We start from the raw sequence: 24,790 nt of genomic DNA on the forward strand, positions 1-24,790 counted from the left end.
CCGCTGATGAAGCTGGATGGGGGGCGCCGCACCGACGCCGCCCCAGGCGAGAAGAACCTCTGCGGCGGGCTATGGGCAACGGCTAGCGCGTGCGCGACGAGCAGACGGGTGCCTGCATCGTGACGCGCTCGGCCATCATCTCCTTAGGATCATGCAGGTTCACAAGATGGCCCAGACGCCAGCCAACGCACAAACCTGGTATTCTGCCGCCGGCTCGTCGTCAGTTTGGCCTCCCTCCCGATTGCCCGTCCCCACCACGTGCACGCTAGAGCACGTGGATGTGAGGGAGCGCTGTACAACGATTCAACCTCAGACTGCGAATTTCATGGTCAGCCAAATCGAGCCATGATTTCGGATTTAATGGTCGTCGCGGTGTACAGGGAAGCATCTAGCGGCAGATTTCCAAATGCCAGTTGACAAAGCAGGTAGTTGGCACCTGCCACTTCCAACTGACCTAACAGAGCTTTTCGCACAGATTCTGCTGATCCTACCACGCACAATTCACTCTCGACTGCCGCATCGAAGGTCAGCGGCAGGTTTGGTGGAGTGGGGATAGCGTTAAGCTCGTAAAGGAATTGAAAGCTCTTGAGCCAGCGTTCGTAAGCAGGTGCCGCGAGCGAATAGGCATGTGTGTCACAACGCCCAACCACGACCATGCGGAGCAATCCGATAAATTGCGCCTGATCCCCCGCGCCAGCGTTGTCCTCTCGATAGGCGCGGAACGCATCAGTAGTTTTGCGAACAGAAGAGGAAGGTCCTACACACGCGATATTTGTTCCATTCGCAGCCGCCCAAGCTGCGGACTCGGGTCGATTGGCAGCGACCCATGTCGGCGGATGTGGACGCTGATGAGGTCTTAGCGTCAAAGGAACCTCATTGAGATCAAAATGGCGGCCTTGATAGCATAGCGTGCCGACCTTCATCGGATTAACAAGTATTTCCATGAGGATTTCGCTGGCTTCGGCATAACGGCCCGGCACCGCGTCCGCACCAATCCCGAAGTAGCCCAATTCGATCGGGAGAGCACCGCGCCCTATGCCCAGTTCGAGCCTGCCACCGCTCAACTGGTCCAGCATACAGATCTCTTCGAACGCACGCAGCGGATGATAAAGCGCAAGCAGCATCACCAAGGGTCCGAGACGCAAGCGCCGGGTGCGCTGGGCGACGCTCGATAAGAACAGATTCGGCGATGGACCTCTCCCATGGGGAGTACAGTGGTGTTCTGCCAGATGATAGGCATAGAACCCTAGCTGATCGCACGCCTCTGCTAATATCAGGCGATCTTCGTACTGCCGGGCGATATCGCGGCCATCCTCGTCCAGATGATCGAAGATGCCGAACGCTAGGTTTGAAGGAAAGACGTTTGTCACTCGATAAGTCCCCGATTTTAAAAGCAGGCTGTTCTCTTGCTGGGACGACCAAGCAAGTCGGAAGAGATGTGTGTGATCGCCGATTAGCGTCAGCGTAACGAAGAAGCAGAGCCTGACGCTTCCCTGCCCTTGGAGCTTGGCACCGTTAAGCTTCCAGCAATGTCGCCAGCGGCAGCAAGAAATGCATCCATCTGCTCTTTTGCGCCGATGCTGACGCGGATGCAGTGTTCCAAGCCTTTGTCCGGAAAAAACGCGACAAGTATCTTTTGCCTTTCCAATGCTGCTTGCCACCATGAGCCGTCCTGTCCCGCGGGGACACGGGCCAGCAAGAAATTTGCGCGGGAGGGCGTTACGGAAAATCCGAGTTGCGACAGCGCGACTGTCACTCGCTCTCGTTCATCCTTAATGTGCTTGTGGTTCTCTGCGTAGGCGCCGCGATGCGCAAGCACGCTGATACCAACGGCATGCCCGATGACGTTCATGTTGAAGACGTTCTGGATGTTTCGCAGCCTGCCAATAATTTCAGGGTGACCGAAACCGAAACCGACGCGAATGCCGGCGGCGGCATAGCTTTTCGAGAATGACCTCAAGATCAGAACGTTCGGATACCGGTTGATGAGGCGCAGGCCATGATCGGGTGCAAAGTCGACGTAGGCTTCATCAAGGACAACCAAGCGGTCCGATTGTGCTACGAGGCGTTCGATATCGCTTATGGGGAGGAATGTTCCGGTCGGATTGTTTGGATTGGCCAACATAATGAACTTGGCGTCTTTTGCCGGACCGGAAAGCAATTGCTCTATTGGCAGGGAATGAGCTTGACATCCGATTTCGAGAAACTCGGCGCCCTGAATCATGGCAAGTTTGCGGTTGAACGAAAACCCTGGCGACATCATCGCAACCTTATCGCCAGGCGCGAGGAAAGCTCTGTAGATGAGTCCGAGCAGTTCAGACGACCCGTTGCCTGCGATGACCTGATCCCTGGAAACGCCATAGGTGCTGGACGCCGCTTCCCTCAAGCTGATGTTATCGTCATCCGGATATAGATACTGGCACTTGAGGGCCGCCACTGCACTTTGCATTATGATTGGCGGCAACGGAAACGGGTTCTCATTCGTATTCAGCTTGACAAAATTTCCGTCCGGCGCTGGTCCGTTGGACGGCAGAGCATCTAACTGTCGCGTCACTGGCGGAAGAGCCGAAAGCACAGTTTGCAGTTTTGCATCGGACATATTTAACTCCGTTCAGTCACACAGGGGGCATCCGTATGAGCTCGCAACGAGAGCAACATGGCGGACAGGATTGACGATGGAAGCGTTGCCTCTCACACGATGGTCGCAACGCAGACACGGGAATTCGGCCAGGCTGTCCTCGGTGAATCGAGTGGACGCGGACGCGGATCTGCATCGCTGCCGCAAGGCGCTAAGCAGCTCAGCTCATCTCCTCGGTTTCAGATACGCTTGATCTCGACGCCGTATTTCCTTAGCACGTAGCCAATCTGGCGCGGGGTCAGTCCAAGGAGGCGCGCTGCCTTTGCCTGCACCCAGCCACATCTTTCCATGGCAGCAATGACACGCTCTATGTCGGGGTTCCTCGCGCCAATTGGGTGTGTTGCACCGGCACGCGGGACTGTAGTCGCTGCCGCATCCGGCGGCGTGGCCGGATTCGCTGACTCCGGCAGGATCGGCGCTGGTTGCAGCGCGGCCATGCCCGATCTGCACTTCCACAGCGCCTCGGCAAAGCATTGGCCTTGGGAGCAGGCAAAGTCGTTTCTCCCGATTGAGAGTCCCTCGGCCAGGATCGCTGTCCGGTGCACGCAATTTTCAAGCTCGCGAATGTTGCCGGGAAACTCACATTTCATCAGCACTTCAATCGCACGCGGGTCGAAGGTGAGCGTACAGCCGTTCTCGTCGTTGAAGTTCTTGAGAAACTCAGCTGCGAGGAGCGGAATATCGCTGCGCCTTTGGCGCAATGCTGGTACCAGCAAGGGGACCACGTTGATGCGGTAGTATAGGTCGGCGCGGAACTCATTCCTTGCAACCGCCTCTTCCAGGTTCCTGTTCGTGGCGGCAATCACGCGAACATCGACCTTGATGGTCTGATTGCTGCCGACGCGCTCAAACTCCTGCTCCTGCAGCACGCGCAGTAGCTTTGCCTGGAACGAGGCCGAGATCTCGCCAATCTCATCCAGAAACAACGTCCCCTTGTCAGCGAGCTCAAAGCGCCCCTTGCGGGAATTGAATGCGCTTGTGAAGGCACCCTTCTCATGACCGAACAATTCGGATTCCAAAACTGTCTCTGGGAGCGCTGCACAATTGAGTTTAACGAAGGGCCGCTTGGCGCGCGGCGACAACTCGTGAATTGCCTTGGCAGCCAGCTCCTTTCCGGTACCGGACTCGCCTCGCAACAGAACGGTGGTTTTTGCCTTGGCTACGACCGCGATCTTCTCCAGCAGCGCGCTTATCGCCGGACTGTCACCGATCATCCCCTCGACATGAACCTTTTTGCGTCGGGGTGCAGGGTGCTTAACACCAGAAAATTTCGTTTGCAGCCGGTCTTCCAACTCCGGCGGTCGCTCGCGGTCGCCCGCGGAGAAACGATGCAACTTGACTGTCTGTCCCACCATGTTGGCAATCATGGTGAGCAGCCGGACATCGTAATCGAGCCGATAGCTTGACCTGCTTTCCAAAGCCCTGTCCATAGTCAGCGCGCCTACCGCGTTCCCATCAACACGAATGGGAACGCCGATGAACGACACGGTGTCGGAGGCCCCAAGCACCTCGATGTCAGCGGCAGTGAAGGCCGGATGCATCGCTATGTCCTCGGCGATGAGCGGCGTGTCCGTCGTCACAATCTGATCGATGGCGTTGCGCGGCACGCGCGACCGGGAGGGCTCATTGCTGTTCGTGTCGCAGTCGCCGGCCACGGTGATGTCCAGTCCGCCCTCGGCATCGCAGAGAGCGATGATGCCGTGCCGCATCTGCACAAACGAGTGCAGGAGATCAACGACCTTGGTCAACGTGAGTTCGAGCCGGGCGGGATCGGTGAGTATTTTCGATATTTCGAAGATTCCGGTGAGGGCGCGCTCGTGCAATGCCCCATTCGCAGGATTCGTCTCGGACGTTGGACAACCCCTTATCGCATCCGGCAGCGATATGCCGCACTCGCTGGCATTTTGTTCTGATTTGCGAATGTTGTGGTGCATGTGATCCTCGATCTCGCGCCATCAAACGTAGGCCGGCGGCATGTGCGCCCGCGACGTCGCGAGCAAGCGCGAAAATACTCCGACGTGAACTCGTGGCGCCGCCGTTTGGTCGAGTGCAAAGCGGATCGAACCCTGATGCATCGCTTGGCTCTCCCCTCCACGAAGGCTTGGCCATGGTCTCGGCTTGCACCAAGGCAACCACACGTTGTTCTCAAAAGACTGGAGCGAGGCGGGATAGTCAATCGAGCTTTCTTTCATTCGTGAAAGGAAACCTCGCGGCATATGATAGAATTCATCAATTCTGTTTTTGCCATTGAACGACGGAAATACTTGCGCCGGCGATGCGGTGCCGAGCGGCTGACCGCGCCGAGTGTAAATGCCGGGCCGTGCCATTCACCAGCGCCGAGGAGGGGCGGGAGCGATAATAACCGCCAACGACACTGGTCGGTTGCCGGCAACCGCCATTTTTTCTCGAGTTGATCATGCGGCGGCGGTGTCGCGTGTGAAGGCGCGAAGCTGGCGTCGAGTACGGCTTCGTAGGCGGTGCCTCGCAATTTCTGAATCGCATCGTCGTGGTCAGCACCAACGGCGTCAATCTCTACGTCTCGACGTCGCGCGGGAGCGTTGCAAAGAGCACAGCAATTCTCCGCTCTGATGCCACCGATGAACCGCGAGCCAGAGGGATCGACCGGCAGCACTCTGTCAGTGAACATCAACGGGTCGTGCTGGACCCTCGTCATTCCGCCTTGTGCCAGCGCATTCATCCCATCATGGGTGCCACGGCTAGTCAGGGAAAGCGAAGCTCTCGGCCTCCTCTAGACCAACGGATGGGGCTTATAACAGGCGACCTATTTGGTACGCGCTGGCGCCAGCGATGCGGCCGGCTAAAACGAGGAACCCACCACGCTCTGTGCAGCAAAACCGCTAGCCAGAGGGATCGACCGGCAGCACTCTGCCAGAGACCATCAAGGGCGTGCCGGACCGCGGCCTATCCCGCTGGTCTGACACCGCATTCCTCTAATTTGGCGAGCCCACGTCAGTTCAGGTCATGCGGATTCATCTGGCATGGGTATTGCGGAGGCGTTGGTGCAGCGTTCGACCGGAGCGCCGCGATAGGGAGAAGCCCGGGAGAAGTCACGCCACCTCGATCCGGTCAGGGAGAGAGAAACAGTGTCAGCTGCACAAGTTCGCGGCGCGAGTCCCGCGCCCCGCAAACCCTTCTACACCAAGCTCTACGCCCAGGTGCTTGCCGCCATCGCGCTCGGCGTCGCAATTGGGTATTTTTATCCGGAGACCGGCGAGAGCCTGAAGCCGCTGGGTGATGCCTTCATCAAGCTGGTCAAGATGATCATCGCGCCTGTCATCTTCCTGACAATTGCCACCGGCATTGCCGGCATGAACGATCTTCATAAGGTCGGCCGGGTCGCCGGTAAAGCAATGGTCTATTTCCTCACCTTCTCGACGCTCGCGCTGATCGTCGGCCTCATCGTCGCCAATGTCGTCCAGCCTGGCGCCGGCCTCAACATTGATCCGGCCTCGCTCGATGTCCAGGCCGTGAATACCTATGCCGCAAAAGCCAGCGAGCAGTCGGTCACCGGCTTTCTGATGAACATCATCCCGCCAACGATCGTCGGTGCCTTCGCGGAAGGCGACATCCTGCAGGTGCTGTTCTTCTCGGTTCTGTTCGGCATGGCGCTTGCGATGGCCGGAGAGCCGGGCAAGCCTGTCGTTTGCTTCCTTCAGGCGCTCATCGCGCCTGTCTTCAAGCTCGTTGGAATTCTGATGAAGGCCGCGCCGATCGGCGCTTTTGGCGCAATGGCCTTCACCATCGGCAGATATGGCATCGGTTCGGTGGTCAACCTCGCGATGCTGGTCGCGACGTTCTATTTCACCGCCTTCCTCTTCGTGTTCGGGGTTCTCGGCGCGGTCTGTCGCTACAACGGCTTCTCGATCTGTTCTCTCATTCGCTACATCAAGGAAGAGCTGCTGCTTGTCCTCGCAACGTCCTCCTCGGAGGCGGCGCTCCCTTCGCTGATGCAGAAAATGGAGAAGGCGGGCGCCAGGCGTTCGGTTGTGGGTCTCGTCATCCCGGCCGGATACTCATTCAATCTGGACGGCACGAATATCTACATGACGCTGGCGGCCCTCTTCATCGCGCAGGCGACGAACACGGATCTGTCCATCGGCGATCAGGTGCTGCTGCTGCTCGTAGCAATGCTTTCCTCCAAGGGCGCTGCAGGTGTCACAGGCGCGGGCTTCATCACCCTGGCGGCTACGCTCGCCGTAGTTCCGAGTGTTCCCGTTGCTGGGATGGCACTGATACTCGGCATCGACCGCTTCATGTCCGAATGCCGGGCGCTGACGAATTGCGTCGGCAACGCAGTGGCATCCCTCGTCGTCGCCCGCTGGGAAGGAGAATTGGACCGAGCACAGATGAAAGCCGCCTTCTGCGGTCATCAGCTTGCCGAGGCATCAAACCGGCTACCCTCCTCCCAATAAGGTGGGCGGCCCACGACCTGTTAAGTCGCCTAGCTGGTCACATGAACTGAACGACCGACCCGCAGCCTCTAAACGGCTCCTCACGGACCATGTAGCCGAAGCGCTAAATGTGTGAGTGCAAACCGTCACCGCCCTTTAAGCGAATGAGCCTTTCAGTATACCCGGCCGGTTTACGTCTGGAATGATGTTCGTCCAACACGCTGTTGGCCATTCGTATGGGACGTTTTCACTTTGCCACCCGAAACCGAAACGCGTTAGGCGACAGAGAGCCGGCCCGCGTCAAAAACCGATCAGAATAGGGACCTATGACCAAGCGCCCCACAATTGCCGATCTCGCCCGCGAAGCCCGAGTCAGCGTAGCAACGATCGATCGGGTTCTGAACGCCCGCCATCCGGTGCGAGAGGAGACCGCGCGGCGGGTCCACGACGCCGCCCACGCGATCGGCTATCATGCTGCCGGGCTAATCAAGCAGCGCTTGCGGCGAGACCTACCGCACTACCGTCTGGGCTTCATCTTGAGAAAACCGGCCCAGCATTTCTACCAAGATTTTGCGCGCGAGGTCGAAGCATCGGTCAATTTGGCCCAGTCCTTCCACGGCATTCCGCTCGTCGAATTCGCCCCGTCACATATGCCGAGCGACCTGATCGCACGGCTCAAGGATTTGGGCGCACGCTGCCATGCGATCGCGATGGTGGCACCGGACCACCCGAAAATTACAGCAGCGGTTGAGGACCTCAAGGCCAAAGGCATTCCGGTTTTCTCGCTGCTTTCCGACTTCGCCGCCGGCGTACGACAGGGGTATATCGGCCTTAACAACCGCAAGGTGGGGCGCACGGCCGCTTGGATGGTGTCGAAGGTCGCAAAACGGCCCGGCAAAGTGGCGGTTTTTGTCGGCAGCCATCGTTTCCAGGGGCACGAGCTCCGTGACGTCGGCTTTCGCTCCTATTGCCGTGAGAACGCGCCCACGTTCGAGGTGCTGGATCCTGTCATGAACCTCGAGAAACGGCAGATCACCTACGAGGCAACGCTTGATCTCATGCAGCGAGAGCCCGAGCTCGTCGGCTTCTATGTCGCCGGCGGCGGCATGGAGGGCGCCATCTCCGCGCTCCGAGAAGAGGGCAAAAGTCGCGATCTCGTCGCGATCGTGAATGAAATCACGCCGGAGTCTCGGGCGGCGCTCGCAGATAATATCGTCACGATGGCGGTCGCCACGCCAATGCGCCGACTTTGCCGGGAGCTGATAACGCTGATGACGCGGGCTATCGAGACCGGCACCGCTGAAACACCCGGACAGACATTTCTCCCGTTCGACATCCATCTGCCGGAAAATATATGAAACTCATGGGCTCTATCGTGAGCGGGGAGTTTCCTTTCAAACGAGAGAAAGTTGAATGATGATCCCATCCCGCGGGGTGGCCGCACCCACGGACCTCAGCCGGGCAGAATGTAGCGCCGATTAGATGAACGGATCGGCCACGCGTTCAGGCAGAAGCGCGGGGTCAATTGCCTGGGTCCGCAGCGTCAAGCTCGACCGGCTTCATTGCCAAGTGCCCGACTTTCTCGGTGCAGGGGACTGTCGTCGACGCCAGTAGCCGAGCGAGGCTGGCACAGATTGGATCGACCACGTCGACCGCCATCTCCTCGCCTGGCCGCGCGTGAAAAGCCGCGGCAAGGCCTGCGACGTTGGCATTTAAGTGGGGCTGAGCATCTTCTGGGACTCCGCAAGCAAAATCGGAGGCGGCAGTCAATTCAGTAGCTACCCCGGGCGTGTGTTCTGCTCGTTCCTGGCCGTCGTACTTGACGAGCAACTGCGCCGCTCTGCTGGGCAAAGGCCCGGTGTTTAAGTGGGGCTTAACATCTTCCGGGACTTCGCACGCGAAATCGAGGTGGCAGTCGGTACCAACAACCGCAAGGTCGGATCGGCGTGCCCGAGGGGCTCAATGATTTCAGGCAAAGGCGCCAGGCAAGATGCCTCCCGCACCATCATTTCCCGCATCCACATGCTTGCCGGATCAGTATTGTGAAGCTCAGGCCACTGGACGGCCTCCGTGAATGCGGGAGGAGGAAGTGGCGGCGGAAGTTGGACAATCCGCAGGGGTGTTGTTTTTGCGAAATGCTGCGCCAGCCGTAGGGGCATGGTCCCGATGCGGTTGGTGCCTGACAGGACGGGCGCGATCAGGCTAAAGCCCTGTACGACGACCTCGACACGTCTCTCGAAACCGTGCTCGAGCAAATACCATTCCTCCATGGTGGGCTGCCGGGTGTGCCTGAATTTGAGCACGACATGCCCCATCGACAAGTATCGCTCGAATGTAAGTGGCTCTGACAGCTGCTTGTTCGTGCCGCAGCCTACGCACACGAGCATATCTTCGAACAGGGCTGCGCGAGGATGTTTCGACATGAACACTTCCGGCATAATCAGAAAATCAAGGTCGCCGCGCCGGAGAAGCTCCTCGGGGTCGTCGCAAATAGGCAGACATTCAAAGCGAACGGCGGGAGCTTCCCGCGCAGCACGCTCTACGATCTTCTTAAAAAATACGAGCGTGATGTAATCGGAAAGCATCATCCGGAAGAGACGATCCGATTTGGCCGGGTTGAAAGCGTCGGAGGAAATAATCGATAGCTGGATGTGCAGCAATGCCTCCCGGACTGCTGTGGCGAGCCCGTCGGCGCGCGGTGTCAAAATGAGCTCGCGGCCGTTCATCGTAAATAGCTCATCGTTGAAATAGGCGCGTAACCGAGCAACGGCGGCGCTCATGGCCGGCTGGCTCAGGTTGATACTGCGAGCCGCGGCAGTGACTTTACGCTCCCGCATCAGAGCGTCCAGCACAACGAGGAGATTTAGATCGAGTCCCTTGAAACGCATGTCATGTTCTATCCAACGTGTGGATGCGTATCATTCAAACAATCAATTTTACGAATTTACGAGCCATGCATTAGAGGAACGTTAATGAGCGACGTCAAGCTCAAATCGACGACACGGGCCGGAACTTCGAGAGAGCGTCTGGCTCACCTTCGCCAACGACAACGGCTGAATGCAGCCAACAGCGCCGCTTTGGTCGGGTAATGCGGCCGCAAAAAACTAATATGAAGAGAGGTCCTGAATGCGCCATCAGGTGCAGTGGAAGTTGTGCTGGGAAAACGAGTTGCAGCTCTCCGATCACGTTGAGCTCGCCGAGTTCTTTCGTGATACGTACGGGCCGACTGGGGCGTCCAACGCAGAACCGTTCGAAGGTAGTCGAAGCTGGGCCGGAGCCAGGCCTGAACTCCGCGTGATCGCCTATGATTCAAGTGGTGTAGCGGCTCACATGGGCATACTGCGCCGTTTCATCAAGGTTGACGCGGTCGACCTGTTGGTGGCTGAGCTGGGCCTGTACGGGGTACGCCCGGACCTTGAGGGTCTCGGAATCGCCCATTCGATCCATGTCATGCTTCCAATACTGCAGGAGCTTGGCGTTCCATTCGCTTTCGGAACGGTCCGGGACGCGCTGCGGAATCATGTTGAGAGGTTCGGGCGGCGATACAGGCCTTTGGCCGTTTTGTCGGGAATTCGCGTGCGCTCGACCCGACCAGAGGCCCGCCTCGACCTGCCGCCCACACGCATCGATGAGGCACTCACCATTGTTCTGCCGGTTGGACGGCCGATCAGCGAATGGCCCACGGGCACGATGATAGATCGGAACGGACCAGAGCTATGAGCCGTCCCGATTGCTTGTACGAAGTGCGCCGTGAGTGCTCTGACGGCACCGGCCGTCGCAGCGTTTATCTGACGTTTGACGACGGTCCCAATCCACTTTTCACACCGGAGATTCTCGATGTGCTGGCAGAGCAGCGGGTGCCGGCGACTTTCTTCGTCATCGGCGCCTACGCCTTAGAGCACCCAGATCTAATCCAACGGATGATCGCAGAAGGGCACGAGGTAGGCAACCACACGATGTCTCATCCGGATCTGTACCAATGCGGTTTCGGCGAAGTGCAACGTGAGGTCTTTGAAGCGAACGACGCCATCATGAGAGCGTGCCCGCAGGCCTCGGTGCGCTATGTTCGCGCGCCCTACGGCGCCTGGAGCGAAGAAGTCTTCACAGCGTCACAGATCGCCGGGCTGGCGGCCCTCCATTGGTCCGTCGACCCTCGAGATTGGTCTCGCCCTGGGGTCGACGCGATTATCGATAAAGTGCTCGCCTCTGTCCGGCCGGGCGCAATCGTACTCTTGCACGACGGATGCCCTCCCGGCGAGTTGGGCCGGGGCGCTCACGCCGGTCTGCGCGACCAGACGGTCACGGCGCTGTCCCGGCTGATTCCAGCATTGCGTGAGCGCGGATTTGTAATCCGCTCACTTCCTCAACATCACTGAACAAACGAGATCCCATGACTCTTCTTGGTACAACCAGCACTGTGGCCATATCGCTTTATGCGCTGCTCTCGACTGCTTATAAGAGCATGCAGGGGCTTTATGCTCTGCCGACAAACGACTCATCGGCGTTGGAGGTTCTCGTCGGCTCCGATCAACTGCCCAGCGTGGATGTCATCGTCCCCTGCTTCAACGAGGATCCGCGCACGCTTTCAGAGTGCCTGGCTTCCATTGCCGACCAAGAATACGCCGGAAGACTTCGGGTCTATGTGGTTGATGACGGTTCTGGAAATCGCGAAGCCTTAGGAACTGTCCACGAAGCCTACGCGCGCGACCCTAGGTTCGACATCATTTTGCTTCCCGAGAATGTTGGAAAGCGCAAGGCGCAGATCGCCGCGATACGCCGCTCATCAGGGGATTTGGTGCTTAACGTTGATTCAGACACGTTACTCGCGTCCGACGTCATTGCCAAGCTTGTACCGAAGATGCGAGATTCAGCGGTCGGCGCAGTCATGGGTCAGTTGACGGCCAGTAACCGGACCGAGAGCTGGCTGACCAGGCTGATAGACATGGAGTACTGGCTGGCTTGCAACGAGGAGCGCGCGGCGCAGGCTCGCTTCGGTGCCGTTATGTGCTGTTGCGGCCCATGTGCCATGTACCGCCGGTCTGCGCTCCTTTTGTTACTGGACCAGTACGAGTCGCAGTTTTTTCGGGGCAAGCCAAGCGACTTCGGTGAGGATCGCCATCTTACTATCCTGATGCTGAAAGCAGGCTTTCGAACCGAGTACGTTCCGAGCGCCATCGCGGCCACAGTCGTCCCGAACAGACTAGGGCCGTATCTGCGCCAACAACTCCGTTGGGCACGAAGCACATTCCGGGACACGCTGCTTGGGCTGCGCTTGCTGCCCAGCCTGAATAGCTATCTCACGTTGGACGTGGTCGGACAGAATCTCGGCGCGCTACTCCTCGCCGTATCGGTATTAACGGGCCTCGCACATTTCGCACTGACAGGCTCTGTGCCTTGGTGGACAGGACTGACGATTGTGTCCATGACCATGCTCCGATGCAGCGTGGTAGCATTTCGTGCCCGACAGTTTCGATTTCTGGGCTTTTCGCTGCACACGTTCATCAACATCTTTCTCTTGCTTCCGTTGAAAGCCTACGCGCTGTGTACATTGAGCAATAGCGATTGGCTGTCGCGAGGCTCTGCTGTCGCTACATCGAACACTGGGGGAAAACAGGCCCCCACCCAAACTCCGATCACTGGTTCCAGCAGGGCAGAATTCTCGCCCCATGCGGCTCCGCTTCGCAGGCTCAATCTTGCGCGGGATTCTTCGGAATTAGTGCTGTCGGGCAACATTTGCGGCGACGAGTGATCGCTAATTACCTAGTGGACGAGAGGTGCACGAGTTTGACCCAGAACGTGAATCATCAGTTGCTTGATCGGGAATTGGCCGCAGACGATCCGTGGCTTCTCGACGGCAATCCGTTCGAGCGGAAGCGCCACACGCAAATGCTCCAGCTGGCGCTTGCCCAAGGCTCCATTTCAAATGCCCTCGAAGTCGGGTGCGCTGCCGGCGCATTCACGGAAAAACTAGCCCCCTACTGCCAAGGGCTCACCGTCATCGATGTCGTGGCGCAAGCGATTGCTCGAGCACGTCAACGGATAAACGAGCCGTCGCGCATCAACTGGATAATCTCCGATGTTCAACAGTTTTCGACCGACGAGTTGTTTGACCTGATCGTTGTGGCGGAGGTCCTCTACTATCTCGAAGACATAGCCGAGATGCGCGCGGCCGTCAAAAACCTGGTGCGGGTGCTTGCGCCTGGCGGGCATCTGATCTTCGGATCGGCAAGGGATGCTAATTGCCGTCGCTGGGGTCACGCCGCTGGTGCTGAGCCGGTCATCGCCATGCTGAACGAAACGTTGATCGAGGTAGAGCGTCTTGAGTGTCGGGGCGAGTCGGTCAACGAAGACTGCTTGCTCGTCCGTTTCCGAAACCCGCTTTCCGCTTCCTGATGAATCGAATCTATCGCCGTTAACCTGGAGACACTATGCGCATCTTTGCTATCAAGCTGACCCATGATGGGGCGATCGCCCTGGTCAAGGATGGACGGCTCGTCTTCTGCGTTGACCAGGAAAAGCGGCACAACGATCCGCGTTACCAAGCCATCGACAATCTCTACGCAATTGTCGCCGCTTTACCGGAACAGGGGCTAAATCCTTGTGACGTCGATCAGTTCGTTATCGACGGCTGGGATGGCGAAGACGAGTCACAGTTTCAGGTCCGGCAGGCAACCAAGCAACCGCCAGTCTTGGCGTCCCTCTCGGTAAAATGAACCCATGTCCATGGTAGCGATCGATCTTACTGACGTAAGCAAAACTTATGACAAGCTCGTCGTCGACAGACTGTCGTTCCGCGTTGCGGCGGGGGAATGCTTCGGGCTCTTGGGACCGAACGGCGCGGGCAAAAGCACGATTGCGCGTATGGTCCTCGGCATGACATCGCCCGATGCGGGGAAGATTACTGTGCTCGGCGTTCCAGTGCCGGCGCGCGCGCGTTTGGCACGTATGCGCATCGGCGTGGTTCCGCAGTTCGACAATCTTGATACCGCGTTCACTGTACGCGAGAACCTGTTGGTGTTCGGGCGCTACTTCCGGATGAGCAGACGCCAGATCGATGCGGTCATACCATCGCTGCTTGAGTTCGCCCGCCTCGAGAACAAAGCGGATGCGCGCGTCGCCGAACTGTCCGGCGGCATGAAGCGGCGCCTGACGCTCGCGCGTGCGCTGATCAATGACCCGCACTTGCTGGTGATGGACGAGCCGACCACCGGCCTCGATCCGCAGGCCCGCCACCTGATCTGGGAACGGCTGCGATCGCTGCTGGCGCGGGGCAAGACTATTCTTTTGACTACCCATTTCATGGAAGAGGCCGAGCGGCTGTGCGATCGGCTGTGCGTTATGGAGGAGGGGCGCAAGATCGCCGAAGGCCGCCCGTCCGCACTCATTGACGAGCAGATCGGCTGTGACGTGGTCGAGGTCTACGGCGGCAATCCGCATGAACTGGGTGCGCTGATCCGGCCGTACGCACAGCGCATCGAGGTGAGCGGTGAGACGCTTTTTTGCTATGCACCCGATCCGGAGCAGGTGCTGGCGCAGCTACGCGGGCGCGCGGGTCTACGCCTTCTGCAGCGTCCCCCCAATCTCGAGGATGTGTTTTTGCGGCTAACCGGGCGCGAGATGGAGGACTGAACAATGGGCGAACGTTATGCGGCGGGCATGCCCGCCAATGCGTGGAATTGGGTCGCGGTTTGGCGCCGCAACTATCTCGGATGGAAGAAAATCGGGCTTGCATCGGTGCTCGGCAACCTCGCCGATCCGATGATCTATCTGTTCGGTCTCGGCTTTGGAATCGGAACAATGATAGGTCCCGTTGAGGGCACTTCGTACATTGCGTTTCTCGCGGCTGGCATGGTTGCCACAAGCGCGATGGCATCGGCGACCGCTGAAACGGTTTACGGGAGTTTCGGCCGCATGGGCGACCAGCGCACCTGGGAAGGAATGCTATGCACTCAGCTGACGCTCGGCGATATCTTACTCGGCGAATTGGCGTGGGCAGCCACCAAGGCCCTGATGGCGGGCACAGCAATCACTATTGTTGCCACCACGCTAGGCTACGCATCGTGGCCATCCATCCTCTGCTTGCTGCCAGTCATCGCTCTCAGTGGCCTCGCCTTCGCGAGTCTAGCGATGGTCGTCACGGCGCTTGCGCCCAGTTATGAATATTTCATATTTTATAATACGCTTGTTATAACACCCATGCTCTTCCTTTGCGGCGCGATGTTTCCGGTCAACCAATTGCCCGGCGCTTTTCAGGACATCGCCTCCTTGTTGCCCCTCGCACATGCAATTGACCTCATTCGTCCGGCGATGCTTGGCCGTCCGGCCGGCAGCATGGGCCTGCATATCGGCGCGCTTTGCATATACACGGTTTTGCCGTTCTTCCTATCGGTTGCTCTGTTTCGTCGTCGGCTGATGCGTTGACGCTCTCACCATTCGTGAAATTGATTGTTTGGGCGATACCCATCCACGCGTCGGATAGGTCAATGCATGCGTTTTAAGGGACTCGATCTAAATCTCCTCGTTGTGCTGGACGCTTTGATCAGGGAGCGTAAAGTCACCACCGCAGCCCGCAGTATTAACCTGAGTCAGCCGGCCATGAGCGCCGCCGTCGGTCGGTTACGCGCCTATTTCAGCGATGAGCTATTTACGATGAACGGCCGCGAACTCATTTTGACACCGCGCGCGGAGGGGCTCGCCACAGCAGTCCGGGAGGCATTGCTGCACATCCAGCTGTCGATTATTTCCTGGGACCCCTTTAACCCGGTCGGATCGGATCGTCGCTTCCGCATCATCCTTTCCGATTACCTCACGCTCGTATTTTTTAAGAAAATCGTAAAGCGTGCTGCGCGGGAAGCTCCCGCCGTCCGCTTCGAATGTCTGCCTATTTCCGACGACCCCGAGGAGCTTCTCCGGCGCGGCGACGTTGATTTTCTGATTATGCCGGAAGTGTTCATGTCGAAACATCCTCGCGCAGCCCTGTTCGAAGATATGCTCGTATGCGTAGGCTGCGGCACGAACAAGCAGCTGTCAGAGCCACTTACATTCGACCGATACTTGTCGATGGGGCAGGTTGTGCTCAAATTCGGAGACACCCGGCAGCCCTCCATCGAGGAATGGTATTTGCTCGAGAACGGTTTCGAGAGACGTATCGAGGTCGTCGTACACGGCTTTAGCATGATCCCGCCCCTTCTATCAGGCACCAGCCGCATCGGGACCATGCCGTTGCGGCTGGCGCAGCATTTCGCGAAATTAACACCCTTGCGGATTGTCGAACTTCCGCCGCCACTTCCTGCCGCATTCACGGAGGCCGTCCAATGGCCTGCGCTTCACAATAATGATCCGGCAAGCCTATGGATGCGGGAAATGATGTTGCAGGAGGCATCTCGTATGATTGCCCTGCCTAAGAGCACCGGACGTCTCAGTTGTCGGCCGAATTGAGAAACTGACCCCTCGGTTATGAGAGGAGGCATGGATGGCGATTGGGATTGGGCGATTCCTGCATTGTCGAGAACGATGCAGGGAGAGCAGATCCTTCAGCCTGAAGAGGTGGCAGCGATGCTGCGGGGCATGAGGTTGGCGGGGAACCGACGGGCGAAGGAATTCGGGTGCGCGCGCAACACCGTGCCTCGGCATCTAAGCGAGGGCGGGACTGTTCCGTTTCGCAAGCCCGTGCGGCCGACGGCGTTTGACGGACTGGACGATTGGCTGCGGGAGCGCTTCTTCCCCCATGGGTCGAGCCGGATGACGATCTCGACCTGCTCCAGATGCACCGGGAAACCTTGCGCGGTCGCGCAGCACGTCGCGGCTCGCCTGTCGGTCTTGCGGTCTTGCGGCCTCGAGTTCGGACTCAATCGCGCCGAGCCCGGTCTGGATTCGAAGGCGAAGGCCTGCTGGGCACGTTCGAGCTTCTCGGAGCTGCGACCGAAGCGGCGCGCTCCAGCTGCTTGACCATCCCTGAAGGTCGGCGAGCCTCTCCTGGGCACGCTCGTTGAGTGTCGCCATCCGGACGATCTCGGCCTTGAGTGTTCGCTCCGGAGTTGTTGTAGTTCGGCCTTCTCCGCCGCCATGGGGACGAATATCGCCTTGAGCGGAACGATTTCGTGGAGACGGGCCAAAGCGCTTCTCGTCATGACGCCGACAAAAGCTTATTTTGCACGGCCAGAGGCCCGCCTTTTGCGCCTGAGTCACTTCGCCACGGCCTATCCGGCCGACGTCGGACGCCGTCTGCGATCGGCTTAAGCGCGCCAGTCCATGCCTTCGACGAGCGCCATCAGTTGGGCGCGGCAAGCCGGATCACGCCGTTCTCCACCCGCGGCCAGCGGAACTTGTCCTCGTCCAGCGCTTACGGTGCGGGTATGCCGGCGTCGAGCAACAGAGAGAAGTTTGGGGCGGAACTAGGACGGCTTACGAAGTGTTGTCCCGGTCCAGTTTGAGTGTCCAATCTTCAGATCGATGCTTGGGCGACCAGATTCCCCGCCGCCTGCGAGCCCGCTACTGCTCAGCGGAAGGGCGAAGTGAACGTGAATGCATCCATTTCGTAAATGTGTGTCTATCCAAGCAATCGATTTCTCTAATTACCCGATGAGCAATATGAACGCGTCAGGCAGGGTGCATCATCAGGAGTATTTTTCGATGGCAAACATTATCGAGGGTAGCCCGGATGCCGAAACACTCCTCGGCACCAAGGGTGAAGATTGGATGGAGGGTTTCCAGGGCGGTGACTGGATTGACGGTCGTGGCGGCAACGACGAGATCTCGGCTGGCCCGGGCAGTGACCGAGCCCTTGGCGGCGAGGGTAACGACCGCATCTTCGGCGGAGATGGCTGGGACGATCTCTCCGGCGACAACGGCCGCTTCAACGCGCGCATCTCCGGTGAGGACAATGACAGGCTCAGCGGCGGGCCCGGCCAGGATGTCCTCTACGTGGGTGACGGCCAGGATACGTTGACCGGGGGCACCGACAATGACACGTTCGTGTTCCAGTTCCACAATCCGGTGCCTGGGGTCGATCCGAGTGTCGGGTCGAAGCCGGACATTACCACTATCACCGATTTCAACCCGGCGGAGGACAAGTTCGCCTTCGATGCGGTGGGCCTCTACAACGACGGTTTTGGCGCGAACTTCGTCAACAACGCCAGTATACAGTCCGGCTACCCGGTGAGCAGCTTCTACAGTGGCGCGGCCTCGGGTGCGAACGGCGAACATGTCGTGGTAATCACTGGCGAATCTTTCAACTCTGCTGATGAGGCAGCGGGTGCGATCTCCGGCGAGCACGCCGGCGACATCATTGTCTACCAAAGCAGCTACACCGACAGAGTCGCAACTCTGGCCTATGTCACCGGCGACGGCAGCGCGCACGAGTTCGCCCACCTGGGCGGTGTGGTCACCGTGGCCGACCTAGGCCTGACCGCGTCGGACTTCACCTTCGTTTGATCCAGAAAACCGATACGGAACCGCGCCCCGCCCCCCTGGGCGGGCGCTTTCCCGTCTCCGCTACTTGCGATGGGCCGGGGCGCCCGGGAGCAGTCGCAGCGTGTACAGCTTGACGAAGCCCTGCACGTCGCGCTGGTCGTACACCGAAATCTCCCTGAAGGCGTGGAGGCGGAAGCCTGTTCGGGCCCTTGCGGCCGGCCACGATGAATCCCTTCCAAACCTTCAGCCGGACGGTGTTGTTGTTGACCCGCTCCATTAGATGCCAAACCAAACATATTCGGCGGGAGCACTGATCCTGAATCAGCGAGTCGGTTGCCGCTCGGGGAGCAATATAGGGAGCTGGGTCGCCAGATCCTCACGGAGACCTACGTGAGTAACCATTCCTTGAAGGATTCAGCTTTGAGACCTTTCCCTCTGACTTCCGCTATTTGGGGAATTCTGTTGATCAGCGGCGTGGTCAACGTGCTTGCGCTGATCTCGCCGCTGTTCATGCTTCAAGTCTATGACCGCGTTCTGGCAAGTGGCAGCGTATCGACGCTGGTGGGGCTCGTCGTGCTTGCTGCGGGGCTTTATGCGTTCCAATGCTTGCTCGACATTTTGCGCGCCCGCGTGCTGCTGCGGATTGGCGAGCGTTTCGATGGAGAGTTTTCCGGACGCGTTCACAATGCGATCGTTCGCCTTCCGCTTTCAACGCGCATGCCGGGCGACGGCTTACAGCCGCTTCGCGATCTCGACAATGTTCGCGGCTTCTTAGGTGGAAACGGTCCGACAGCGTTCTTCGATCTGCCATGGATGCTGTTTTATCTTGGCATTTGCTTCCTCCTTCATTTCTGGATCGGCATGACGGCACTTATCGGGGCGGTCGGTCTCACATCTCTGACACTCCTTGCCAACACTCTCTCGCAACGGCCGATAAGCGATACCGTTTCCCACAACATGGCACGCAATGGTCTGCTGCAAGCAGCGCGTTGCAATGCCGAGGTCGTGCAAGCTCTCGGTCTTGGAAAGCGGATCGCTGCCCGATGGCAAAAGGCCAATGCCAAGTTTCTGGCCGCCAACCGGAAAGCTGGGGACGTGGCAGGTGGGCTGGGTGCCATTTCAAAATCGCTGCGCGTGCTGCTGCAATCGGCCATTCTTGCCGTCGGCGCGTACCTTGTCATCAGACAGGAGGCTACGGCCGGGGTTATGATTGCCAGTTCGATCATGATGGGGCGTGCGCTGGCTCCGGTCGATCTGGCCATTTCAAGCTGGAAACCTTTCCTCATGGCGCGCCAGGGTTGGGCGCGGCTGGAGGACCTCCTGGAAAAGGTTCCTGAATCCGCTGCCGTTATGCCAATGCCTGCACCTGAACGCGAACTGCGCCTCGAAGGCGTGACAATCGTTCCGCCCGGCGCAAGGAAGCCGACCGTGACCGGCCTTGCGTTTGCCATTCAGGCGGGAAGCGCACTCGGGATCATCGGTGCATCGGGCTCGGGCAAGTCGACACTCTCGCGCGCCATCGTCGGCGCATGGGCGCCGGTCGCCGGAAAAGTTCGCATCGACAGCGCAAGCCTCGATCAATGGGACCGGGAAGCACTAGGCCGTCATATCGGCTATCTGCCGCAAGGTGTTGAACTGTTCGACGGCACCATTGCCGAAAACATCGCTCGTTTTGAAGATAATCCTGACCCTGAGGCTATTGTCGCCGCGGCGAAAGCAGCGGGCACGCACGAACTGATCCTCCGATTTGAGCACGGCTACGAAACTCCGATCGGTGAGGCCGGATCGGCACTTTCCGCCGGGCAGCGCCAGCGTATCGGTCTTGCCCGTGCTCTTTATCGAGACCCTTTCCTTGTTGTGCTGGATGAACCCAATGCCAATCTCGATTCGGAAGGCGAGGCTGCGGTCGTTAAGGCGATCGCCTCCGTGCGCGAGCGCAAGGGCATTGCGGTTGTCGTCGCCCATCGGCCCAGCGCCATCCGCGCCGTGGATTTGGTGTTGGTGATGGAAGGTGGACGGCAGCGAGCATTCGGTGCGCGTGGTGAAGCGCTTTCCAAAGTCCTGAAGGGGACAGCGATGGCAAGAGGCGCTGGCGTCAAGGCCATCGAATCTACACAGGATAACGTGGGAGAGCGCGCTGACATGGAGGATCCCGGTGTCCGGCATTCATCAGAACAATGACGTTTCCAGCTCCATTCGCCGCCACCTGGTGGCGGGCCTTCTGGCGAGCGTAATCTTTGTGGGAGGAGCCGGAGCCTGGGCGACCTTCACGAATCTCTCCGGTGCGGTTGTCGCGTCCGGACACTTTGTCGTCGATTCCTATGTCAAGAAGGTGCAGCACCCGACCGGCGGGGTGGTGGGAGAAATCCTGGTGCGCGAAGGCGATAAAGTAAAAGCCGGCGACATCCTCATGCGGCTCGATGCCACCCAGACGCGCGCTAATCTCGCCATAGTCACCAAGCGGCTCGATGAGCTCGCCGCCTACCAGGCACGACTCGATGCTGAGCGTGACGATCTCGCGGAGATCGCCTTCCCGGACTGGCTGCTCGCCCGAAGAGATGTTCCGGACGTAGCTTCGGCAATACACAGCGAGACGCTGCTGTTCGAATTCCGCAGACAATCCCGCGACGGAAAGCAGGCGCAACTGGCGGAACACATTACTCAATATCACCACGAGATCGAAGGATTCGAGGCGCAGGAAATTGCCTGTGAAAAAAGGATCGAGGTTCTCCTAAAGGAAATTGCTGTTCTGAGTGGGCTGCGCGACCAAGGCATTGTCTCGGACCAACGGTTGAACAGCCTGAAGATCCAGGTTGCCACTTTCGGTGGCGAACGCGGTGAGAAGATCGCAGATCAGGCACAGACAGCAGCCCGCATAGCCGAAACGCGCCTGCAGATCCCGCAGATCGATCAGGATTTCAAGACCGAAGTCGGCCAGGAGCTCAGAGAGGTTCAGGCGCAGGTCGGGGAGTATGGTGAGCGCAAGGTGGCGGCTGAACAAGAACTGCGACGGATCGATATCGTCGCGCCGCAATCAGGCACCATTCAACAACTCGCAGTTCATACGGTCGGCGGAGTGATTACGCCCGCCGATCCGATCATGCTAATCGTGCCGGAAGGCGACGATCTTGCGCTTGAAGTACGAATCACCCCGAAGGACATCGACCAAATCCAGCTTGGTCACAAGGCCGTGCTGCGGATGTCAGCCTTCAATCTGAGAACCACGCCGGAATTGAACGGATATGTCAGCCGGATCGCAGCCGATCTGGCGACGGACGAAAAAAACGGCATTTCGTATTACCTGGTGCGTTTATCGGTTCCGCATGCGGAACTGACGAAGCTCAAGGACCTGACGCTCGTGCCCGGCATGCCGGCCGAAGCGATGGTCAAGACGGGCGAGCGTACGGCGCTTTCCTATTTTGTGAAGCCGCTGTCGGACCAAATCAGTCGGGCATTCCAGGAGGAATGAAAGTAATCTGATCTGATCCCCAGAAACTGGACCGTTCAGAATTGGAGTTTTCCGCTGTAGTTTCCCGGCTGGGAGAGGAGCGGAAGCGATGAAAGCATCGAAGTTTTCGGACGCGCAGAAGGCGTTCATTCTGAAGCAGGGCGGATGGGTTTCCTGTGGCGGAGATCTGCCGGAGGGCCGGGATCAGCCAGGCGACCTATTTCAACTGGAAGAAGAAATATGACGGGCTGCTGCCGACAGAGATGAAGCGGCTGAAGCAGCTCGAGGAGGAGAACGGCAAGCTCAGAAAGCTGGTCGCCGACCTGTCGCTGGACAAGGAGATGCTGCAGGACGTGATCCGCCGAAAACTGTGAGGCCTGGTCGCAAACGCGAGCTGGTGGCCGATACCTGTGCTGATTGGAACGTGTCGATCCGGCGAGCGTGCCGTGTTCTGGAGTTCGACACCTCGACCTATCACTACAAGTCCCGCCGCCGTGACCAGGCCGGCCTCGAAGCTCGGATCAAAGACATCTGCGCGACGCGGGTTCGCTATGGCTACCGGCGCGTGCACGTGATGCTCACGCGGGAGGGCTGGGACATCAACATGAAGCGGACCTATCGCATTTACAGGGACTTGGGCCTTCAACTGAGGAACAAGACGCCGAAGCGCCGGGTGAAGGCGAAGCTGCGAGACGATCGCCAGCCAGCCGTCGAACCCAACGACGTCTGGGCGATGGACTTCGTTCACGACCAGCTCGCGACGGGCAAGAAGATCCGGGTCCTGACTGGCATGTATGGACGGCCTCCGCGTGGCAAGGGCTTTCTGATATTGATGACAGGTTGGTCGGGTGCAGGCATGTATTCGGCCTTTGAGTGCGGCCTGTTCATGCCGCTGGCCTTGATGAAGTCCGCGGATCGGATCCCAGACAGGTCAACGCGCTTTTTGAGCGGCACCCACTGAGCGGGTTTTTCCGATCCCGGTTCGACCGTCCGTCATCACACCATCAGCACCTCACCAACCTCTGTGCTTCCTCTGCGACTACGTCACTACGCCGGTGAATCCGCGAAGCGCTTGCCCGTAGTCATCAGCGCCCAGACGATCCGGGCCATCTTGTTTGCCAAGGCCACCGCAACGACGTTGTACGGCTTTTTCGCCAGAAGCTCGGCAGCCCAGCGAGTGGGTGCCGCTTTGCCCTTACGNCAGAAGCGAAGCACGGCATGGGCTCCCACAACAAGAAGGCGACGGATGTAGGGATCGCCTTGCTTGCTGATCCGCCCGAGCCGATCCTTTCCTCCGGATGAGTTCTGTCGCGGCACCAGGCCAAGCCAAGCCGCGAGTTGCCGGCCGGATTTGAACAGGGAAGCATCTGTCACGGTCGCAACGATTGCGCTGGCGGTGATCGGACCGATGCCGGGGATCGTTTCGAGGCGACGGCTCAACTCGTGCGAACGATGCCAGATGTGAATCTNCGGTGATCGGACCGATGCCGGGGATCGTTTCGAGGCGACGGCTCAACTCGTGCGAACGATGCCAGATGTGAATCTGTCGGTCCAGCTCACAGACCTTCTCGTGCACCTCACGCAATTGCTGTACCAAAAGAAAGAGGGCCGATCGGGCAAGCGGGGGAATGAGGTCGTGCCCCTCGTCCTCAACCAACGCGACGAGCATGCTCAGCCCTGTAGCACCCTGACGAGTGATGATGCCCAACTCCGCCAAGTGGCCGCGCAAGGCGTTCACCAGCATTGTCCGCTGCCGGATCAAAAGCTCGCGGACGCGATGCAGCATCAACACGCTCTGCTGCTCCTCGCTCTTTGTCGGAACAAAGCGCATCGTCGGTCGCGTGACCGCCTCGCAGATTGCCTCGGCATCCGAAGCATCATTCTTCTGCCGCTTCACGTATGGCTTGACGTATGACGCAGGCATCAGGCGAACCTCATGCCCCAGAGCCGTGAGGACACGAGCCCAGTGATGGCTCGTTGCGCAGGCTTCGATGCCGATCAAGCACGCCGGCAAGGATGTAAAGAATGCGACTACATCCTCGCGACGCAACTTCCGGCGGACAACCACTGCGCCCTGCGCGTCAACGCCGTGCACCTGAAACACGTGCTTGGCGACATCCAGACCGATGGTGCTAACCTTCTCCATGGACGGCTCTCCCTCATGTGACTTTCGACAGCCACACTTTGGCACATTGCGATGCCGGGAGCGGAGGCCGTCCACCTCATCAGGTCAGTGGCTTCGTGGCTGATGCGCGTCGTCTTGTCGTCCGGGAAGCGCCGGGCAATCTGCTCCGCTCCAGGCCCTGGCCCATCGCCGATCCTTTCGCGGGCATGCGGCGGCCCTNGGGAAGCGCCGGGCAATCTGCTCCGCTCCAGGCCCTGGCCCATCGCCGATCCTTTCGCGGGCATGCGGCGGCCCTTCCACGAAACGGCGGGACCAGGAACGGGAGCGCCGCTCGGGGCCTCGACGACGCCGGCAAGTCTCTCTTCGACATAAATGCGCAAGGTTGTGTTGAGCGCAAGCTTGGTCGGTTCGCCCTCGGCGCTTGTGGCCGCCAGCGCGCCCTGCGCGGCCAGCTTGCGCCAGTGGAAGAGCCGGTTGGGCTGGACGCCGTTGCGACGCGCGACAAGGCTTACCGTCACGTCCTGCGCGTAGGTATCCTCGACCGTCGACAGCTTCTCCGCCGTCGTCCACCGCCGCCGTCGCTCACGACCGTCCAGGATCTCTATCTTCGGAATGCTACCACTCATAGCCACGACATTACTCCTATCCCTTATAGTCCCTTATCAAGATGGAGATCTATGTCCGGGTCATTCGGGGGCTATTTCACTCGTCGTCCGGGACCTCGGTGAGGATGAAGACTGGCTCGCCGAAGTCGC

The 24,790-nt window shown here is 59.1% G+C and carries 19 protein-coding genes and 3 pseudogenes; 15 read left to right on the top strand and 7 right to left on the bottom strand.

The genetic code is table 11. The features are described 5' to 3' along the window. Window positions 1-329: 329 nt before the first annotated feature. The 4 genes from X739_RS140095 to X739_RS1000000169605 form a co-directional block, all read right to left on the bottom strand. The gene (locus X739_RS140095) at window positions 330-1,370 is read right to left on the bottom strand and encodes an LLM class flavin-dependent oxidoreductase (protein ID WP_023795985.1); all 1,041 of its coding nucleotides are present in this window, start codon (window positions 1,368-1,370) and stop codon (window positions 330-332) included. Between the two features lie 89 nt (window positions 1,371-1,459). Continuing rightward, window positions 1,460-2,599 carry a histidinol-phosphate transaminase gene (gene hisC / locus X739_RS140090; protein ID WP_031252432.1) on the bottom strand — a complete coding sequence of 380 codons (1,140 nt, stop codon included), beginning with the start codon at window positions 2,597-2,599 and terminating at the stop codon, window positions 1,460-1,462. 218 nt (window positions 2,600-2,817) lie between these two features. Continuing rightward, window positions 2,818-4,572 carry a nif-specific transcriptional activator NifA gene (gene nifA, locus X739_RS140085; RefSeq protein WP_031252435.1) on the bottom strand — a complete coding sequence of 585 codons (1,755 nt, stop codon included), beginning with the start codon at window positions 4,570-4,572 and terminating at the stop codon, window positions 2,818-2,820. Between the two features lie 254 nt (window positions 4,573-4,826). Next, a complete protein-coding gene (locus X739_RS1000000169605; protein ID WP_156939988.1) occupies window positions 4,827-5,336 on the bottom strand; it encodes a hypothetical protein in 510 nt (169 codons plus the stop codon). Between the two features lie 406 nt (window positions 5,337-5,742). On the opposite strand from X739_RS1000000169605, the gene X739_RS140080 reads away from it, so the two are divergent. Both X739_RS140080 and X739_RS140075 read left to right on the top strand, forming a co-directional pair. Continuing rightward, window positions 5,743-7,071: a dicarboxylate/amino acid:cation symporter gene (locus X739_RS140080; protein WP_023770900.1), complete on the top strand. Its 1,329-nt coding sequence runs from the start codon at window positions 5,743-5,745 to the stop codon at window positions 7,069-7,071. Window positions 7,072-7,376: 305 nt separating this feature from the next. Continuing rightward, entirely contained in the window at window positions 7,377-8,408 is a 1,032-nt protein-coding gene (locus X739_RS140075; RefSeq protein ID WP_023736284.1) for a LacI family DNA-binding transcriptional regulator, read from the top strand. A gap of 504 nt (window positions 8,409-8,912) precedes the next feature. On the opposite strand, the gene X739_RS140065 is transcribed toward X739_RS140075, so the two are convergent. Further along, entirely contained in the window at window positions 8,913-9,938 is a 1,026-nt protein-coding gene (locus tag X739_RS140065; protein ID WP_023795989.1) for a LysR family transcriptional regulator, read from the bottom strand. A 238-nt stretch (window positions 9,939-10,176) separates the two neighbouring features. Between X739_RS140065 and X739_RS140060 the strand changes: the two genes are divergently transcribed. The 13 genes and pseudogenes from X739_RS140060 to X739_RS1000000168590 form a co-directional block, all read left to right on the top strand. Then, complete coding sequence (locus X739_RS140060; RefSeq protein ID WP_023795990.1) at window positions 10,177-10,770, top strand: NodA family N-acyltransferase; 594 nt, start codon at window positions 10,177-10,179, stop codon at window positions 10,768-10,770. After that, window positions 10,767-11,426, top strand: a complete 660-nt coding sequence (nodB, locus tag X739_RS140055) for a chitooligosaccharide deacetylase NodB (RefSeq protein WP_023795991.1) — start codon at window positions 10,767-10,769, stop codon at window positions 11,424-11,426. The genes X739_RS140060 and nodB overlap by 4 nt, the downstream gene beginning before the upstream one ends. Before the next feature lie 14 nt (window positions 11,427-11,440). Then, complete coding sequence (gene nodC / locus X739_RS140050) at window positions 11,441-12,799, top strand: chitooligosaccharide synthase NodC (RefSeq protein ID WP_023795992.1); 1,359 nt, start codon at window positions 11,441-11,443, stop codon at window positions 12,797-12,799. A 35-nt stretch (window positions 12,800-12,834) separates the two neighbouring features. Further along, a complete protein-coding gene (nodS, locus tag X739_RS140045; protein WP_031252438.1) occupies window positions 12,835-13,443 on the top strand; it encodes a nodulation methyltransferase NodS in 609 nt (202 codons plus the stop codon). A 35-nt stretch (window positions 13,444-13,478) separates the two neighbouring features. After that, window positions 13,479-13,763 (top strand): carbamoyltransferase N-terminal domain-containing protein, encoded by a 285-nt coding sequence (locus X739_RS140040; protein WP_023795994.1) that lies wholly within the window; start codon window positions 13,479-13,481, stop codon window positions 13,761-13,763. 4 nt (window positions 13,764-13,767) lie between these two features. After that, the gene (gene nodI / locus X739_RS140035) at window positions 13,768-14,679 is read left to right on the top strand and encodes a nodulation factor ABC transporter ATP-binding protein NodI (protein ID WP_023736276.1); all 912 of its coding nucleotides are present in this window, start codon (window positions 13,768-13,770) and stop codon (window positions 14,677-14,679) included. Window positions 14,680-14,682: 3 nt separating this feature from the next. After that, window positions 14,683-15,471: an ABC transporter permease gene (locus tag X739_RS140030; RefSeq protein ID WP_023770906.1), complete on the top strand. Its 789-nt coding sequence runs from the start codon at window positions 14,683-14,685 to the stop codon at window positions 15,469-15,471. A gap of 66 nt (window positions 15,472-15,537) precedes the next feature. Further along, the gene (locus X739_RS140025; protein ID WP_023770907.1) at window positions 15,538-16,488 is read left to right on the top strand and encodes a LysR family transcriptional regulator; all 951 of its coding nucleotides are present in this window, start codon (window positions 15,538-15,540) and stop codon (window positions 16,486-16,488) included. A 30-nt stretch (window positions 16,489-16,518) separates the two neighbouring features. Beyond that, window positions 16,519-16,779, top strand: a pseudogene (locus X739_RS1000000170810) (hypothetical protein); the annotation flags it as partial. Between the two features lie 903 nt (window positions 16,780-17,682). After that, window positions 17,683-18,483, top strand: a complete 801-nt coding sequence (locus tag X739_RS140015) for a hypothetical protein (RefSeq protein WP_023795997.1) — start codon at window positions 17,683-17,685, stop codon at window positions 18,481-18,483. Between the two features lie 384 nt (window positions 18,484-18,867). Next, window positions 18,868-20,643, top strand: a complete 1,776-nt coding sequence (locus tag X739_RS140010; RefSeq protein ID WP_245273951.1) for a type I secretion system permease/ATPase — start codon at window positions 18,868-18,870, stop codon at window positions 20,641-20,643. Then, the gene (locus X739_RS140005) at window positions 20,618-21,931 is read left to right on the top strand and encodes an HlyD family type I secretion periplasmic adaptor subunit (protein WP_023795999.1); all 1,314 of its coding nucleotides are present in this window, start codon (window positions 20,618-20,620) and stop codon (window positions 21,929-21,931) included. The genes X739_RS140010 and X739_RS140005 overlap by 26 nt, the downstream gene beginning before the upstream one ends. 88 nt (window positions 21,932-22,019) lie before the next feature. Continuing rightward, a pseudogene (locus X739_RS1000000168590) lies at window positions 22,020-22,697 on the top strand (transposase); the annotation flags it as partial. Window positions 22,698-22,957: 260 nt separating this feature from the next. Here the strand turns inward: X739_RS1000000168590 and X739_RS01000000166625 are convergent. After that, window positions 22,958-24,056: pseudogene (locus X739_RS01000000166625) on the bottom strand (IS110 family transposase). Further along, complete coding sequence (locus X739_RS1000000171240) at window positions 23,942-24,661, bottom strand: transposase (protein ID WP_023796004.1); 720 nt, start codon at window positions 24,659-24,661, stop codon at window positions 23,942-23,944. The pseudogene X739_RS01000000166625 and the gene X739_RS1000000171240 overlap by 115 nt, the downstream one beginning before the upstream one ends. Window positions 24,662-24,790 lie beyond the last annotated feature (129 nt).

It is taken from the genome of Mesorhizobium sp. LNHC209A00 (genome assembly GCF_000502915.1).
Classification (GTDB): Bacteria; Pseudomonadota; Alphaproteobacteria; order Rhizobiales; family Rhizobiaceae; genus Mesorhizobium.